Genomic DNA, 16,324 nt, shown 5'->3' with positions numbered 1-16,324 from the left:
CCAAACACGTCCGGAGAGGACACTGTTGTACTGGCCCAAATGCGCATCAAATCAAATCCATTCACAAACAGCGCAAGGATCATTCCATTCATCTGCATGCCATAAGGAAGCCAGGAAATCATCGTCACAAGAATCGTCGGCCATAATAGTACGAGGACGACCCAAGTTAAAAAGGCGAGTAACATCGCCCTGATTCTCGTACGACCGAATAGTCCGATTAACGTACCGAGTGCCGTCGCATATATCGTTAATCCAGTCGCGTAGACAAATAAGATGAACCACGTTGTAAACGATTGACCGACGACGAGTGATGCGATGAAGAATGCCAATAATAAAACGAGCACTTGTGTGACCAAAAATGAACTGAAGCGGATGAAAATGAATTTCCACTTTGGATAGGTAAATGTCGAAAGCAAACTTAGTCGTTTCGATTCTTGTTCTTGCCCCCAATGAATCGCTGTAGTCAGTAAGATGAAAAGCGGAAGCAATAGACCGAGCATCGTGATCAGCGTTGCGCTTATATTCGTATAGTCGGCAGCAATCGGTAGTGCTTGTCCAAGTCCTCCGAGTAGAACGAGCGTGAGAATCCACGTCAGGAGAAAGACATAGTTCTCTCGCTTTCGAAGGCTGCGTGCCCATTCCATCCTCCATAGAGACATCGGTTACTGCCCTTCTTCTTCCGTATCCATCTCCATGTCCATCTCGCTATCTTGATTCATTCCGTCCATCGAACCTTCGCCATCCATCATCATGTTCATCTCGCCACGTTCCCATGTATGATCTTTCAATTGATCAAAGTCCATCATTTCGCCACCGTTTTCTTCCATATACGCTTCCGCGTCCGCCTCTTTTGCGAACGATAGAATATTGTAAGCCATCGGTGTTTTCGACTCTTTGTCGTAAACAAACATCGCTTCGTCTAATTCGACCCAATCTTTTGTATTGAAATCTTTCACATACATGGCTGCAATATCGTCTTCTTTTTGTTCTGGATACCAATCACGCATCAAGCATCCAATATCATCGAACGCATATCCTTTTTCATTCTCCATGATTGCTTCCGCCGCGAACTGCTCATCCATGATTTTCATCTTACACACTTCGCATTCCGTTTCGCCCCATTTGATTTCAAACGGTTCTGCCGATGCACTTGAACATGCACCAAGTGCCAACGATAATCCTGCTACTGATAATAGTCCTGCTACTTGTTTATACGATTTCATGTCGTTTCCTCCCAAATCTCCAAATGATCATGAGCAATAAAGTACTTCCTACATTCCAGACCGAACCGTTCCATTTCCACGTCGGAGAATAAGTTTGTGGTGAAACATCTGTCAACGATACGTCTTCCGGGCTCCTTAGTATACTTTTTAGTAAAAGAAGACCGGGTGACCCATACAATAATTCGAATGCCTCATATGAATCTGTCAATAAGAATAAATATGGGTCTGTGCGAAATGGAACCTCACTATAGCCGTCGCCATTCAGGTCAAGGGTCATGTCACCCCACACATTTCCTTGCACGATGTTTTCAGATGACTCGACCATCGTTACGGGTTCTCGATTCCCCAATAGATTATTTTGGAGAATCATCATCCCTCTTGCTTGCTTCAATTGAAAGCCAATGTCATTTCCATTAATTGCATTCTGTTCGAGTGTCGTCCCAGTCGACTGCTCCGCATATAAACCGATATGATTCCCATAAATACTCGTCTTCTCAATTGTTGTATCGATGGCTTCATATAACATCAGTCCCGTCGCCGTTCCACCGACTTGATCATGCACATTTCCATTTTGGAAAGCGACTTGATTCGTCCCCATAATCATCGCACCCGTCAGGTTATGATGTAGTTCAGGTACAGAAATCATAACGTCAGTCGGAAACATCAAGTGAATGCCATAGCGTGAATGCGAGACGACCGGTCGCACAATCGTGTGCTGAGATCCGTTTTCTATGTATATCCCGTCTCGTACCTCTTTCGCGACGACTCCTCTGAGCTCTGACGCTTCGCTATTGAGAAGTACAATCCCATCTGCCTGTCCGTTTCCTTGAATTGATGTTCGAATGACACGTACGCCGTAACCATTCTCAATCAATAGTCCAGTGCCCGAGGATTCGATGGACACATCGATTAGTTGGTGTCCGAGACCCGATACTTGAACGGCGGGTACACGATCACTCTCGCACTGTTGAACCGATACACGTTCAAGAAGAGCACCCGTTCCTCGAAGAATGAACGCCGGATGTCCACAACTCGTATATGTTTTTCCGGTCCCATCCAATATTTCGTTTGATTCGATGACGATTGGTTCGGTCAATGGAGTCAGCGTTTCTTCCGCATTCACATGCGGCACCCAACACATAAATAGAATCCCTACTAGTAATCGTTTCATGCCCCCTCCTTCTCTCAACCGCTTACATCACTTATTCTACTGAAACCCCCGTGGGTATGTGTGTGGTTTATATGGGATTCTTGTGACAGTTTCTTCATAAAAAAAACACAGACGGTGAAGGGGTCGTTTCACCGTCTGCGCGCTTTTTATTTCACTTTGTCTTGCCATACTTTCGTAAAGTCTTGAAGCATCTCTTCACCTGTTTTTTGTCCACCAACATATGCCTGCATGAGGGCACCGTATTCATTCACCGCACCATCCGGATACTTGAACCAGTTCCACGAGATGGTCTTTCCTTCATTCGAATATGCGAGGATGTCATCCGCGAGCGGTCCGAGGTCGTTCGCTTCAATCGACTTGAATGCCGGGATGAACTTGAATTTGTTGACCATATAGTCTTTCCCAGTATCAGATGTCGCCATCCATTCTAAGAAATCTTTTGCTTCTTCTTTATACTTCGAATTCTTGTTGACGACCCAGTTGTTCGGGACACCAACCGGAAGACGGTCCATTTTCTCGGCATCGTCATTGATCGGGATTGGAACAAAGCCCATTTCCATATCCGGATTCACATCGAGAATCATCTGTTGTGCCCAGTTCCCTTGTTGGAGCATCGCTGTCTCTCCTTGGGCGAACTGCGTGACTTGTGTATTATAGTCTGTCGTCAATGGATTCTTATTTCCGTATTTGATCGTCAAATCAAACAGCTTCAAAAACTCCTGGAACTGTTCGTTGTCTTCAAACTTCGCTTTATTTTCGTTCAGTGCTTGAATGAACGCATCCGGATCGTCTTGTTGCGCCATCGGAATGTTCAACAAGTGGATTCCTAAAATCCAGAACTCTGCATAACCGACAGAGAATGGTGTGATGCCTGCCTTCTCAAGTTTTTCAGCAGCATCTGTCAGTTCAGAGAGCGTTTTCGGCAACTCTTTGATACCCGCTTTTTCAAATAGTTCTTTATTATAGATGAATCCGTACCCTTCGAGGTTCATCGGCATTCCGTAAAGTTTACCATCCATCGTCATCGGCTCTTTGGCGACTTCCGTCAAATCACCGACCCATTTCTCGCTCGACAAGTCTTCGAGCTTGTCTTTCCACGTCTGTGCTTCTGTGAAGCCACCATTATTGAAGATGTCCGGTTCATTGCCCGAAGCGAATTGAGACTTGAGGGCCGCGCCATAGTCCGCACCGCCACCGACCGTTTGAACGGTCACTTTGACGCCAGTCTCTTCTTCATACTCTTTCGCCATCGCTTCAAGATCTTTGGCGATCTCCGCTTTGAACTGGAAGACATTTAACGTAACGTCTTTTTTGTCACCACTATCCGCACTTCCTTCAGAAGAACCTTCGTCTGTAAGAGATCCTCCTCCACAAGCCGCTAATGATAGTACCATTCCAGCCGTCATGACCGCAGTCGACAATTTCCACTTCCGTTTCATTTCATTTCCTCCCTTAACCTGATCCAATCTTTACAAAATCAACTTTAAATGAAAACGCTTCCATGATGTAGGTGTCAAATTTGACGAATAGGGTGGAAAATGTTGCACAGAAAAAACAGGACTCATATTTTGGAGTCCTGTTCCGTGTTTCTTCTTAATTATATTACAACAAGCTGATGCCAGCTTTTTCACACGACTGAATCACTTCTTGTGGCCAAACCGACGTTTGTACTTCTCCGATATGGCGCGCACGCAAGAGATACATCGCCACACGTGATTGACCGATTCCTCCGCCAATCGTCAGTGGAAGCGTGCCTTCGAGGACACCTTGGTGGAATGGATATGCCCGTTTCTCGTCCGCATCCGCTTTCTTCAGCTGTGCGTCAAGAGCCGTTTCATCTACCCGGATCCCCATCGATGACAACTCAAATGCCGATTCGAGTTCTGGATGCCAGACGAGGATGTCACCGTTGAGTGACCAATCGTCATAGTCAGCCGCACGTCCATCGTGCTTCACGCCAGATGCAAGAAGGTCACCAATTTGCGAGATAAAGACGGCGCCATGTTCTTTACAGATGGCACTCTCACGTTCTTTCGGTGTCATCGTCGGATATGCGTCCTCTAACTCTTGACTCGTGATGAAATGGATGGCTTCCGGAAGAATCGCTTCAATGCCATACGTTGTTTCCACTTCCGATTCTGTTTCACGGAGTGCCGCATAGATCGACTCGACCGTTGCTTTTAAATATTCCATCGTCCGCTCTTCCCGAGCGATGACTCGCTCCCAGTCCCACTGGTCGACGAAGAGAGAGTGTGTCGCATCGAGTTCTTCATCACGGCGAATGGCGCGCATTTGCGTGTATAACCCTTCTCCGACTCCGAATCCATAACGTCCGAGTGCCTCACGTTTCCATTTCGCAAGCGATTGAACGATTTCAAGTTCATGTCCCGGATACATCGTATCGAACTGAATGATGCGCTCCACGCCGTTCAGATGGTCGTTGACACCACTTGCCGACTCTACGAATAGTGGTGCCTGCACTTGCGTGAGTCCGAGTTCACGTGAGACCTTCTCCTCGAAAAGTGCCTTTACTGCTGCGATTGTCTGCTGTCTTTCCTTCATCGTGCTTGTTGCTGTTGTCATTTTCCGTTTCCTCCAATTGTGGAATATTTGAAAATGAAGCCATGAAAAAAAGCCCTCCATTCCCATTGAACATGGGACGGAAGACTTCGGTTCCGCGGTGCCACCCAAATTAGTAGACGAATCTACTCACTTTTTCGAGACAATCATCTCGTAACTCCGATAACGGGGAGCGGTCCGGCTACGTCTACTGGCAAAGCGTTCGGGTAGCGACTCCAGGAAGTTTTTCGACGAAGGGTTAAGACCGGGCTCACACCACCCCCGGATCGCTTGACTCACTACCTTCGTGTACTCGTCCTTTCGACGTCGTTCACAATTGAATTGAGTTCATTATTATAAATATTCAGACTAATGTCAACGACTTTTTTTCAAAAAAAATTAATCCTCCGTGTAGCGAACGGAGGATTCCCTTGGGAGGGTTATTTAATCGAGCCACTTGTAATCCCTTTGATGATATGTTTTTGCATACCGAAGAAAAAGACTAAAAGTGGAACGATTCCTAACACTAAACCAGCTAACGCCAAATCCCATTGCTTCGTGTACTGCCCAAAGAAATAGAACGTTGCGAGCGGGATGGTCCGCAACTCCACATCACGGAGAACAAGTGATGGCAATAAGAAGTCGTTCCAAATCCATAGACTATTCAAGATGACGATCGTCACCGTGATCGGCTTGAGTAATGGGAAGACGATGCGCCAAAAGACGCCCCATGTTGAACAACCATCGATGATTGCGGCTTCTTCAATCTCTTCGGGAATCGATTTCATGAATCCGTGGTATAGGAACACGGAGATTCCAGAACCAAATCCGAGATACATGACCATCAGTCCCCAATGACTGTTGAGTAGCCCGAGAATGCTTGAGACTTTCACAAGCGGAATCATGATCGATTGGAACGGAATGACCATCGCTGCCACGAATAAGAAGAAAATCATCGTAGAAATCCAATGCTTCGTCCGAACAAGTTTCCACGCTGCCATCGATGTGAAGATGACGATGATTGCATTCGCCCCGACTGTAATGAACAGCGAGTTTAAAAACACACGTCCATAATTCATCGCTTCCCATGCTTCCGTATAGTTTGACGTCAACCACTCATTCGGCAACGCCGATGTGTTCGTAAAGATTTCAGCCATCGATTTAAACGAATTGGCAACAACGTAATAGAACGGGACCAAATAGAGAAGTCCAAGCAAGATGGCGACAAGCTCAATGATTCCAAGGTTCCAAGAATATGTTCCCGGGCGAAGTGGACGTTGCGGAACGCGCTTCGGTGTTTTCTCTATGTTTCTCTCGACATGTTCCAATTTCTCAGTCGTCATGCTTCTACCTCCCGTTTCTTCGTCACGTACACTTGTGTCACCGTAATCGCAGCCACGACCAAGAAGAAGATGACCGCTTTCGCTGACCCAAGACCATAGTTATTGTTCACAAAAGACTCCGTATAAATATTTAAAGCTAACATCTCCGTTGATTTGAACGGTCCGCCGTTTGTGAGTGATAAGTTCGTATCAAACACTTTGAACGACCAAGAAATCGTCAAGAATAAACAGATGGTGATGGACGGCATTATCATCGGCAACGTGATGTGACGAAGCATTTTGAAACGGTTGGCTCCGTCAATCCGAGCCGCCTCCATCAAATCCGTCGGTACATTTTGTAGCGCCGCGATGTAGATGACCATGACATAACCGCCTCCTTGCCAGATGGCGACAATGACGATTCCCCAGAATGCTGTTTGCGCATCCCCGAGCCATGGTAGTTCAAACAAACTCCAACCCGTCAACGCTCCGATTGAGGCAAAGCCTTTTACATAAATGAACTGCCAAATGAATCCGAGAATCAATCCACCGATCAAATTCGGCATGAAGAAGATTGTACGCAAGAAATTTCGTGTTTTAATGTTCAGCGTCAACAGCAATGCCAACGAGAATCCAACGATGTTCGTCAGTAAGACAGAGATGATCGTGTATTTTGTCGTTATCCAAAATGAAGCGCGGAACTGCTCATCTTCAAGGAACAATCGCTGATAATTATCAAATCCGACAAAATTCAATTCTCCGGTCACACCATTCCAATCCGTAAAACTATAGTAGATCCCATTGAAGAACGGAATGAGCACGATCGCGACGAACGCTAGAAAAGCAGGTCCGACAAATGCTACAAAACTCGCTGGTTTCTTCCAATTTCGTCTTCGTTTCATCCGTTTCGAAGTTTCAGTCATGTGTATCGCCTCCACTATCAATGTATCGTGAAGAATCTTTTATGAAAACGGATACATTTGACGGAAAGGGTGGAAAATATTGAACGGAATGAATGAATTTCACGATCTGATGAGTTATGATAAAATCAATGATATTACGAACGGGTTGGATATCAATCGATTCTTCCCGTACTCAAAAACGTTAAAACCGAATATTAACCGACATATAAATACACATCGTTCGAAAACGGAGGTACTTCCCTATGACAACAACCAAACCATTATCCGATCTCACCATCGCGCAACAAGCTAAAACATTGCCCATTAAAGAGATTGCAGCAAAAATCGGACTTCAGGAAGACGATCTTGATCTTTATGGAAAATATAAAGCCAAACTTTCTTACGATGTCCTCGATCGTCTGAAGACAAAAAAAGATGGAAAACTTGTACTCGTTACAGCCATCAATCCAACGCCAGCCGGAGAAGGAAAGTCGACGGTAACGGTCGGACTCGGCCAGGCCTTAAACCAATTGAATAAACAGGCAATCGTCTGTCTCCGTGAACCTTCACTCGGACCGACAATGGGCTTAAAAGGCGGAGCGGCTGGCGGTGGTTTCAGTCAAGTCCTTCCGATGGAAGACATCAACCTCCACTTCACAGGGGACATGCATGCCATCACGTCAGCTCATAATACGATCAGCGCCATGATCGACAATCACCTTCATCAAGGGAACGACCTCGGCATCGATGTTCGTCGAATTGTTTGGAAACGCGTCCTTGATTTGAATGACCGTGCCCTTCGTCACGTCACTGTTGGTCTTGGCGGTCCCGCTCATGGCGTACCACGTGAAGAAGGATTCGATATTACTGTCGCCTCTGAAATTATGGCGATCCTTTGTCTCGCAGACTCTTTAAAAGACCTTGAAGATCGGATTAAGCGAATCGTCGTTGCTTATGATCACCAACAAGAACCAATCACTGCTGAACAAATCGGAGCTGCTGGGGCTGCGACATTGTTGTTGAAAGAAGCGTTCAAGCCAAATTTAGTTCAGACAATTGAACAAACCCCTGCCCTCGTCCATGGGGGGCCGTTTGCGAATATCGCCCACGGCTGCAACTCGCTCATTGCGACAAAAACAGCATTAAAACTAGGAGAATACGTTGTGACAGAAGCCGGGTTTGGAGCCGATCTCGGAGCTGAAAAGTTCTGTCATATCAAGTCTCGTGTCGGGGAGTTAAATCCAGATGCAGTTGTACTCGTTGCGACCGTTCGTGCTTTGAAGATGCATGGCGGCGTGGCGAAAGACCAGCTCCATATTGAGAATGTCGGCGCGGTCGGTAAAGGGATGAAACTGCTTGCGAAACATATCGACACGATGAAAAAACTCGGTCTTCCGACCGTCGTTGCCTTAAATCGTTTCAATTCAGATACCGAAGAAGAGATCGCAGCGGTACTTGACTGGTGCTCAGCACATGAGATTCGCGCTTCACTGAGCGAGGTATGGGCGAACGGCGGACTCGGTGGGCAACAACTCGCTGAAGCTGTCATTGATGCGGTTGAGTCAAACGAAAGTAAACTATCACCACTTTACGAATTGACCGATTCGATTGAACAAAAGATTAAAACGATTGCCCGGGAAGTATATGGAGCGGCCGATGTCACGTTCACAGCAAAAGCTAAAAAACAAATGCTTGAGATTGAACAGAAAGGTTGGGCAGACCTGCCGATTTGTATGGCGAAGACACCGTTCTCTCTATCGGACGACCCTTCCAAATTCGGTTATCAACAAGGATTCACCATTACGGTACGCGAATTAAAACCATCAGTAGGAGCAGGTTTCCTCGTTGCTCTCACAGGTAACGTTTTAACGATGCCGGGCTTACCGAAACATCCGGCCGCCCTCAATATGGGCATTGACGAATCTGGAAAAGCAATCGGACTTTTCTAATAGGAGGATGACACATGGTTCTTTCAGAGTTGACGTATCCAGACGGATATCAGACAGAAGTAATGGAAATTCGAGCAGAGCAGTCCATTGGAAAAATATTCATCTTCCATGGGATGCTTGAACACCATGAAAGATATATTGAATTCGCTCATTTTCTAACAGAAAATGGATACGATGTGTTCATATGCGACTTACGAGGTGCCGGTTCAAGCGCCCACGAACAACAGACTTATGGACACCTCTCTCCGGGCGAGGGCTTTTTGCAACTTGTCGAGGATGCTCAATATCTGATCAACCGTTACGAAGATGAGCGCCCTACTTATGTGTTAGGCCACAGTTTCGGTTCTCTGCTCGCTCGTCGACTCGGTCAAATCATGGGGCATGCCTTGGCTGGAGTGATTGTCGTCGCGCCTCCCCCACATCCTGGGGTCGCAGGTGAAGTCGGGCATCGTTTAATCGCTACCGTCATGAAACGTAAAGGTGCCACGCATCAATCACGTTTCTTTGAACGCCTTTTGTTCGGGCGCTACAATCTTAAGTTTTTGCCTGCTCGAACGGATAGTGACTGGCTATCAAGCGTCCCCGAAGAAGTTGATTCGTATATCGATGATTCAAATTGTGGGGGGCTTCCCTCACTCGGATTTTTACATGAAGTGACCCGTGCCTCACTTGATGTCACGACCGTCGCACGCATTCACGAGCATCCGAAGTCTCTCCCGATGTTGCTCGTCGCCGGGATGGACGACCCTGTGATCCATGACGGGGAGGGATTGAACGGAATCATCGAAAAGTATCGCAAGGCGGACGTCGAACTGTCCGTTGCGACATATGACGATGCCCGACATGAAATTTTGCGTGAAGCGGACCGGGAACAAGTATGGTCAGACATACTCATGTGGATGAAACAAAACAAAACCCATTAAATGGTTTAAGCTCCTTTTTGAAGGAGCTTTTTCATTTTCCATTTTTCATACATTTCACTTCAAGGATTCACCTCTTTTTTAAAAGATAACCTTCTTATCAAAATTTAAGTACGTTATACTTAGACCGCATAGTGAAAATTATCTACATCGACCGATGACCAATCGGTTGGTGAAAGGAGTAAATAGACTTTGAAATCAAACCTTACACGATTGAGTGCAGCCGTCCTTGTTTCGACCTCGTTATTTAGTGGATTGGCTCCCACTCCATCATACGCAGCAACATATGAAGGAACCGTCAACACAAAGATTTTAAATGTTCGTTCCGACTCGTCTACGACTTCATCGATTGTCGGGAAACTAACAGAAGGAACAACGGTAAACGTCTATTCATCAAATAACAATTGGGCACAAATCGAATTTGAGGGTCAAACACGTTATGTCGCTTCCGAATATTTAACCATCAATACATCTATTTCCAAGTCTTCTACATCTACTGCTTCTACTGCGCTATATATCGCTAAAGAAGCGACAAGTATGTATTCATCGATGACGACCTCATCTTCTGTCGTAAGCGCAATCCCGAAAGGTGCGACCATCACTTACATATCGACGCATGGGGCGACGGGTTCGTGGTACAAAATTTCTTACAATGGGAAGACGGGTTATGTCGCTCAAAAATATTTCGCTGAACAGTCATCTGCGAAGCAATATGTTGCGGAAATGAACGTCAATTTAAGAGCTGAAATGACGACTTCTTCTGCTGTATTGACGATCATTCCTAAGGATGCGGTCGTGAACTATATTTCGACGCACGGCGCGACGGGTTCGTGGTACAAAGTTTCTTATAACGGGAAAATTGGTTACGTCGCTCAAAAATACTTTTCTGCATACGAAGGTGGAAGTGTGACGCCTCAAGTGAATCCGACACATATGACAACTGATTCAACAAAAGTATATGCATCGATTACGACGACTTCTCGTGTATTGACGACTCTCCCGAAAGGCGCGAAAGTCAGTCTTCAATCTTTATATGGTGCGACAAATTCGTGGGGTAAGATTTCTTACAACGGAATTACTGGATATGTGGCCATGCGCGACCTCCAATCGCTTACGGCACCTAAACCGATGTATATTAGTAATCAAACGACGCTTTACAACTCTATGTCATCAACTAAAAAAGCTATCCGTACGTTAACGCCTGGCACGGCGGTCTCTCAACTTTCGACTCATGGCGCAACAGGTTCATGGTCTAAAGTGACGTATCAATCTACGACAGGTTACGTCCCGACACGTGATCTATCTGAGAAATTCACGCAAGTGGTGACACCGTATTACGCTCAACAAGAAACGAAGTTATACTCTTCGATGTCTAGTTCTAAAACGGTGCTACAGACCATCCCAAAAGGGGCTAAAGTTGATCAATTCGCTAAATTTGGAGCGACTGGTTCATGGTATCAAGTGCGTTACAACAACACGACTGGCTATGTCGCAGCTCGTGACTTTGCGTTGACGCCACCGACAACGACACCGACTGAACAGTACGGTCCGGAAGCCGAATACCGGATTTACGTGGAAGGTGGAAGTACGTTAAACGTACGTTCTACTCCTGCCGTCCAGTCAAACAACCTCGCTGGAACGTTGAACAACGGGACGATTGTCAGTGTAAAACCAATCATCGGTTCAGATTGGGGATTATTGACGAACGGTACGTATAGTGGAAACTATATTCATATGGATTACGCAATTCCGGTCACGACAACGCCTCCGGGAAGCGGTGTCATCAAGAATGTATTCTATACAAGTTATCCGATGACTGTTCGTGACATGGCAGAGCGCCAATATAATCAAATCGCTCAAACCGATTTTCATCGCTACGAAAAAGCGTATTTGCCAAGAGCTTGGGTCAGTGTCACTGATAACGTCGGTACAATCGTCAATCAGGATATGACCGTCATCTCGAACGTCGGTGCTGCTTTAAAATCATCTGCTTCGTCAAGTTCTGTGACAGTGGCCACTATTCCGAAAGGAGCAACGGTTCAATATGTAGAACGCGCTTCTTCTTCTTGGTATAAAGTCAAATACGGTACGGCAACGGGTTATATCACATTGAGTTCCGTCGTCGGTAAGGCCAATATTTTAAGCCAACCAAGCCTTACATCTCATCCATACGGTCAAATCAACCCAGGCGAAAAAGTAACCATCACTGGACAGACAGGCACGTACTACACTGTTTCTTACAAACGACCATCGGGGCACAATCTTCGAGTGTTTGACAATATTTGGCGTCGTGCATCAGTCAACGAAGTGTTGACATATGTTGACCCGACTGGCATTGATCCGAATTCACGCTCGTTCTACCAATTCTTAGATTTATCGAAGAGTGCCGGAACGACAGCGACAACGCTCAATAAGCTCCTCTTGTCGAAAGGTACACTCAGTGGCTTAGGTCAAGCGTTCGTAACTGCTGGCAGTCAGTACCATATCAACGAAGTTTATTTGCTTTCGCATGCACTTCACGAAACGGGTAACGGTACCTCAAAACTAGCATCTGGTGTACCCGTTGATAAAGATGGAAACGCCTTGATTAACTCAAACGGTGACCGAATTTATCCAGAGCGACCTGTAGCTGCTACTGTATACAATATGTATGGTATTCAGGCCTTCGACAGTAACCCACTTGGAAGTGGAGCCAAATATGCGTTTGAACAGAAATGGTTCACGCCTGAAGCGGCAGTAATTGGAGGAGCCTACTGGATTGGTTCTAGCTACATTAATCACCCAACTTACAAACAAAACACACTTTATAAGATGCGTTATAATCCTGATTCTCCAGGCACGCATCAATATGCAACGAATATTGCTTGGGCAGATATTCAAACGAGACAGATCTATGACGTCTATCAATCTCTCGATGCCTATACGCTCAATTTCGATGTTCCAAAATATCAATAAAAAAATGAGACACGCGCCTCTTACTTGGCGTCGTGTCTCATTTTATGTCCATTCGACTGAGTCGATGATCGATTCAATCTCCATTTTTTCATTCGTCACTTGATCGGCAACGTACGTCATGAATAAAAGGCGTTTTCCGTCCGTCAACGACCAGACATCTAAATGCATCCCATCTTCGATGCCACTTGCATAGGCCGTCGTCATGTCACCCGTCTCGTCCGTCACGCTTGGCGCAATTTTTACGTCGATCGGGAACTCTCCTAAAAAGGTGTTTAACTCGCGTAAGACAGCTTCTCTTGGTTCTTGTGAATCCTCAGACTCATAGATGGAGATTTGAAGCGTTCCTTGCGCATCCTCTTCTGTTGAATAGAAGCTCACGTAGTCTTCTTCTTCACTGTACTCGTAATGTTCCGGATACGTCAGGCGGAACCACCCATCAATTTCATACTCTTTCATGCTGTTTTCTCCTTTACTTGCTTAAATGCCAGTCCTGTGACCATTTTTGATTGTAATGCATATTTTAGTCGTTCGGTCACATACAGACGTTGGCTATTTACATCTTGGGCAATCATATGTCCAAATAAGTTCATTCGAACCGTTTGATTGGATAGGAAATAGAATCGATCCGTACTCAACGGGCGAAATTCGTTCGAGTGTTCGAGGTATTCGATTTCAAAGCGTCGGAGCACATTAAGCGCGCAATACCGATCAGTCTTCCCTGTACTTGTATGAAGCTCGACACGGACGAGCTGAACGTCATATGGACAGACATTCATAAAGATTGGACTGACTCGCTCATGGATCAAGAGGATGCCCATATCGGTTTCAATCAAATCAGGTAAGGATCCTTGATCTTGCGAAATGCTCAATACGACATACGGCCGGTTCGATGGTGCGAGCAATTCGCCTTTGTAAAATCGAAACCGCTGAATCCCTGTTAGAACCCGGGCCCGCCAAGCACTCCCTCGTGCTTCCGCTTCCATTCGATACAACCTCTCTTCACTCACGCTTACTCCCCCTTCACTTGTTTGAGCGCATCGACGAATGTTTCCCATTCTAGGTTGTCACAAACAACCTTATTTTCCAATCCCCATTCTTCATCGATTGTCAAACGTACTTCGTTCGATTCAGGGTGACGTATGATTCGAAGATTCCCAATTTGAATCGAATCAAGAGCAATATCAAATGTATGACTCGGCAATCCGACCCACTTGACACGATTCGAACGTAACACGACATACCATTCATTATCGTGATGAATCGAGAACGTCCAGCTTCGAAGAGACACTGTTTGATCCGTTTGTTTGGACTGCTTCAACATTCGAAATCCTTCGCCCATCAGTTGTAAATATGATTTTCGTTCACTCATATTTGATTTCTCCCCTTTTTTCTATTATCTTCGTTGTGGATAGGATTCTGCAACCTAAAAAGTTTTTTAAAAAAGGGTTTGCAAATAGAATCTGATATGCTATTATATCAAAGTAACGTTAAGACGTAACGCGGGTGTAGTTTAATGGTAAAACCTCAGCCTTCCAAGCTGATGACGAGGGTTCGATTCCCTTCACCCGCTCCATATTTTTTCTTCATGCGGGTGTAGTTTAATGGTAAAACCTCAGCCTTCCAAGCTGATGACGAGAGTTCGATTCTCTTCACCCGCTCCAATATCGACATATACGCGAGAACCTCTCGCACACATACAATGCACGGTTGAGACCTTGCAAAAGCAGAAAGTCTTCTGACTTTCTGCTTTTTTGTTGTTCCATTGATTGTTTTGGGGAAAAGAGTGAATGACTCTAATCAGATGAGGAGGAACTCTTTTGATTCAAGCGAAACTTCAATCATTCACGATTTACGAAAGTGCGTTGATGCGAACGACATCCACCTTGATCGATACACCAGACGCCATTCTTTTGATTGACCCCACGTGGCTTCCTGAAGAAATTGCCACGATTCGTCGGGATATCGAGTTAAGACGAGATAATCGACCACTTTACGTCATCTTTACCCATCATCATTTCGACCATATTATCGGGGCTTATGGTTTTAAGGATGCGACAACGATTGCCTCACAGGCATTTGTAGATGCCGACTCGTCTAATCAGCTCGATGAGATTCGCGAGTTCTATGAACAGCACTACATCGATCGCCCGATTCAAAAACCTGAAATCGATATCGTGGTCCAACCGAATCAGACACTTCTACTTGGATCGTTACCCGTTACGTTCATCCCGACACCTGGCCATGATGCAACTCACCTATCTGTTCTAATCGAGCCGATGCACCTACTCGTATGCGGAGATTACGGTTCGAATATCGAGCCACCTTTTATCGAGCATGATTCGACTGCATATCTCGAAACATTACAAACGTTGCAAACCCTCATTTATGAACATGAAGTTCAATGGTTCGTGCCTGGACATGGTGACCTATGCGACAATCGTAGCCAGATGATTGAACGGTTGAGTGCAGCAGAAGAATACATCTTAGCACTTCCCGAAGAGCGCCACTGGTCTCCTATGTGGCCAGAACATTCTTTTTTCGATCGTGTCCATGAACGTAATCGAAAAATGGTGGAACAAAAAGAGACCGATCGCCGGTCTCGTCAACAAGACTATTAAAAAAATCGCAACGTCTCCCCAAGACGTTGCGATTTCCCCCTATGTAGACCTATTTCTTTGTGACGCGTTCTGAGCGGACCGTGAACATACGGTCAACCCCATAGATTGTTACTCCCGTCAGAGCGAGTAACCCAATCATTGCAGAAGAAAACATGACCATCCCCCCATTGTTCACAGTTTCGTCATAATCACCCCGTGCTTTCATTATAGAAGACCATTTTAAAAAAAGAAAGCGTTTTCTTCAAACTTCCTTCACATTTATCAAATTTATCCTCATGCGTTTCTTGGAATAACTTCCCCTGTCCGATTGGACAGACACTCGTAAAAATGTGTAGCTTTTGTGGAATGTGGGAATACATGATGTAAGGATAAAAAGAGACAGAAGCTGCTCGTCGAGGAGGAAGAGGCATGATTAAGTACGGTACATTGGTGCGAATCGAGGGAAAATATGCCGTATTGAGATGGAATAACGGCTCAAGTTTCATTCCTAGACGATTCCTACCTTCCGAAGCACGTGTTGGTGATACAATCATTCGAGACAATCATCATTATTATCTTGAAGAAGATATGACCCCCAATTTTGATGCATTGATCAAGCAACACTATAAAAGCTGAACGATCTGCCCTCCCATTAAGGGCAGATCGTTCAGCTTTTTTGAAATATCACATTGACGTCTTTTCGATCTGTTGCTGAATCCACGCTTC

Annotated in this window: 15 protein-coding genes, 2 tRNA genes and 1 other annotated feature; of the genes, 7 read left to right on the top strand and 10 right to left on the bottom strand. The window is 45.5% G+C overall.

Going from position 1 to position 16,324, the window contains the following annotated elements:
* From ON063_RS12405 to ON063_RS12375, 7 genes are all read right to left on the bottom strand, one after another.
* Positions 1–659: hypothetical protein (locus ON063_RS12405; RefSeq protein ID WP_274665340.1), on the bottom strand; the 659-nt coding region annotated here is incomplete at its 3' end.
* Between the two features lie 3 nt (positions 660–662).
* Positions 663–1,223 (bottom strand): nitrous oxide reductase accessory protein NosL, encoded by a 561-nt coding sequence (locus tag ON063_RS12400; protein ID WP_214696446.1) that lies wholly within the window; start codon positions 1,221–1,223, stop codon positions 663–665.
* Entirely contained in the window at positions 1,210–2,394 is a 1,185-nt protein-coding gene (locus ON063_RS12395; protein WP_274665339.1) for a NosD domain-containing protein, read from the bottom strand. Before ON063_RS12395 ends, ON063_RS12400 begins: the two co-directional genes overlap by 14 nt.
* A gap of 146 nt (positions 2,395–2,540) precedes the next feature.
* Entirely contained in the window at positions 2,541–3,833 is a 1,293-nt protein-coding gene (locus tag ON063_RS12390; RefSeq protein WP_274665338.1) for an ABC transporter substrate-binding protein, read from the bottom strand.
* 163 nt (positions 3,834–3,996) lie between these two features.
* On the bottom strand, positions 3,997–4,977 hold the full coding sequence (gene asnA, locus ON063_RS12385; protein WP_274665337.1) for an aspartate--ammonia ligase: 981 nt from the start codon (positions 4,975–4,977) through the stop codon (positions 3,997–3,999).
* Between the two features lie 69 nt (positions 4,978–5,046).
* Positions 5,047–5,287: a binding site (T-box leader), on the bottom strand.
* Positions 5,288–5,393: 106 nt separating this feature from the next.
* The gene (locus ON063_RS12380) at positions 5,394–6,296 is read right to left on the bottom strand and encodes a carbohydrate ABC transporter permease (protein ID WP_083600080.1); all 903 of its coding nucleotides are present in this window, start codon (positions 6,294–6,296) and stop codon (positions 5,394–5,396) included.
* A complete protein-coding gene (locus ON063_RS12375) occupies positions 6,293–7,198 on the bottom strand; it encodes a carbohydrate ABC transporter permease (protein WP_446719139.1) in 906 nt (301 codons plus the stop codon). The genes ON063_RS12380 and ON063_RS12375 overlap by 4 nt, the downstream gene beginning before the upstream one ends.
* Positions 7,199–7,440: 242 nt before the next feature.
* On the opposite strand from ON063_RS12375, the gene ON063_RS12370 reads away from it, so the two are divergent.
* From ON063_RS12370 to ON063_RS12360, 3 genes are all read left to right on the top strand, one after another.
* Positions 7,441–9,126 (top strand): formate--tetrahydrofolate ligase, encoded by a 1,686-nt coding sequence (locus ON063_RS12370; RefSeq protein ID WP_274665336.1) that lies wholly within the window; start codon positions 7,441–7,443, stop codon positions 9,124–9,126.
* Between the two features lie 14 nt (positions 9,127–9,140).
* Positions 9,141–10,049 carry an alpha/beta fold hydrolase gene (locus ON063_RS12365; protein WP_274665335.1) on the top strand — a complete coding sequence of 303 codons (909 nt, stop codon included), beginning with the start codon at positions 9,141–9,143 and terminating at the stop codon, positions 10,047–10,049.
* A 189-nt stretch (positions 10,050–10,238) separates the two neighbouring features.
* Complete coding sequence (locus tag ON063_RS12360) at positions 10,239–13,001, top strand: SH3 domain-containing protein (protein ID WP_274665334.1); 2,763 nt, start codon at positions 10,239–10,241, stop codon at positions 12,999–13,001.
* Positions 13,002–13,043: 42 nt separating this feature from the next.
* On the opposite strand, the gene ON063_RS12355 is transcribed toward ON063_RS12360, so the two are convergent.
* The 3 genes from ON063_RS12355 to ON063_RS12345 are packed head-to-tail and all read right to left on the bottom strand — an operon-like array spanning position 13,044 to position 14,370.
* A complete protein-coding gene (locus ON063_RS12355) occupies positions 13,044–13,457 on the bottom strand; it encodes a DUF3805 domain-containing protein (protein WP_074033032.1) in 414 nt (137 codons plus the stop codon).
* Complete coding sequence (locus ON063_RS12350; RefSeq protein WP_274665333.1) at positions 13,454–14,008, bottom strand: hypothetical protein; 555 nt, start codon at positions 14,006–14,008, stop codon at positions 13,454–13,456. The genes ON063_RS12355 and ON063_RS12350 overlap by 4 nt, the downstream gene beginning before the upstream one ends.
* A 2-nt stretch (positions 14,009–14,010) precedes the next feature.
* A complete protein-coding gene (locus tag ON063_RS12345; protein WP_214696459.1) occupies positions 14,011–14,370 on the bottom strand; it encodes a hypothetical protein in 360 nt (119 codons plus the stop codon).
* A gap of 130 nt (positions 14,371–14,500) precedes the next feature.
* On the opposite strand from ON063_RS12345, the gene ON063_RS12340 reads away from it, so the two are divergent.
* The 4 genes from ON063_RS12340 to ON063_RS12325 all read left to right on the top strand — a co-directional run bounded on the left by ON063_RS12340 (position 14,501) and on the right by ON063_RS12325 (position 16,234).
* Positions 14,501–14,574, top strand: a tRNA-Gly gene (locus tag ON063_RS12340).
* 14 nt (positions 14,575–14,588) lie between these two features.
* Positions 14,589–14,662 (top strand) — tRNA-Gly (locus ON063_RS12335).
* 156 nt (positions 14,663–14,818) lie between these two features.
* On the top strand, positions 14,819–15,619 hold the full coding sequence (locus tag ON063_RS12330) for an MBL fold metallo-hydrolase (protein ID WP_274665332.1): 801 nt from the start codon (positions 14,819–14,821) through the stop codon (positions 15,617–15,619).
* A gap of 408 nt (positions 15,620–16,027) precedes the next feature.
* Complete coding sequence (locus ON063_RS12325; protein WP_015880796.1) at positions 16,028–16,234, top strand: DUF3006 domain-containing protein; 207 nt, start codon at positions 16,028–16,030, stop codon at positions 16,232–16,234.
* Positions 16,235–16,324 lie beyond the last annotated feature (90 nt).

Source organism: Exiguobacterium sp. B2(2022) (genome assembly GCF_028823655.1).
Classification (GTDB): Bacteria; Bacillota; Bacilli; order Exiguobacteriales; family Exiguobacteriaceae; genus Exiguobacterium; species Exiguobacterium aestuarii_A.
The sequence above is the reverse complement of the archived record's forward strand: the minus strand, read 5'-3'. Positions and strand labels throughout refer to the sequence as shown.

Excerpts from the sequence above, each read along its gene's own strand:
- ON063_RS12365 (WP_274665335.1), top strand. The coding sequence starts at position 9,141 with ATGGTTCTTTCAGAGTTGACGTATCCAGACGGATATCAGACAGAAGTA.
- ON063_RS12400 (WP_214696446.1), bottom strand. The coding sequence starts at position 1,223 with ATGAAATCGTATAAACAAGTAGCAGGACTATTATCAGTAGCAGGATTA.
- ON063_RS12370 (WP_274665336.1), top strand. The coding sequence starts at position 7,441 with ATGACAACAACCAAACCATTATCCGATCTCACCATCGCGCAACAAGCT.
- ON063_RS12325 (WP_015880796.1), top strand. The coding sequence starts at position 16,028 with ATGATTAAGTACGGTACATTGGTGCGAATCGAGGGAAAATATGCCGTA.
- ON063_RS12390 (WP_274665338.1), bottom strand. The coding sequence starts at position 3,833 with ATGAAACGGAAGTGGAAATTGTCGACTGCGGTCATGACGGCTGGAATG.
- ON063_RS12375 (WP_446719139.1), bottom strand. The coding sequence starts at position 7,198 with ATGACTGAAACTTCGAAACGGATGAAACGAAGACGAAATTGGAAGAAA.
- asnA (WP_274665337.1), bottom strand. The coding sequence starts at position 4,977 with ATGACAACAGCAACAAGCACGATGAAGGAAAGACAGCAGACAATCGCA.
- ON063_RS12395 (WP_274665339.1), bottom strand. The coding sequence starts at position 2,394 with ATGAAACGATTACTAGTAGGGATTCTATTTATGTGTTGGGTGCCGCAT.
- ON063_RS12380 (WP_083600080.1), bottom strand. The coding sequence starts at position 6,296 with ATGACGACTGAGAAATTGGAACATGTCGAGAGAAACATAGAGAAAACA.
- ON063_RS12345 (WP_214696459.1), bottom strand. The coding sequence starts at position 14,370 with ATGAGTGAACGAAAATCATATTTACAACTGATGGGCGAAGGATTTCGA.
- ON063_RS12355 (WP_074033032.1), bottom strand. The coding sequence starts at position 13,457 with ATGAAAGAGTATGAAATTGATGGGTGGTTCCGCCTGACGTATCCGGAA.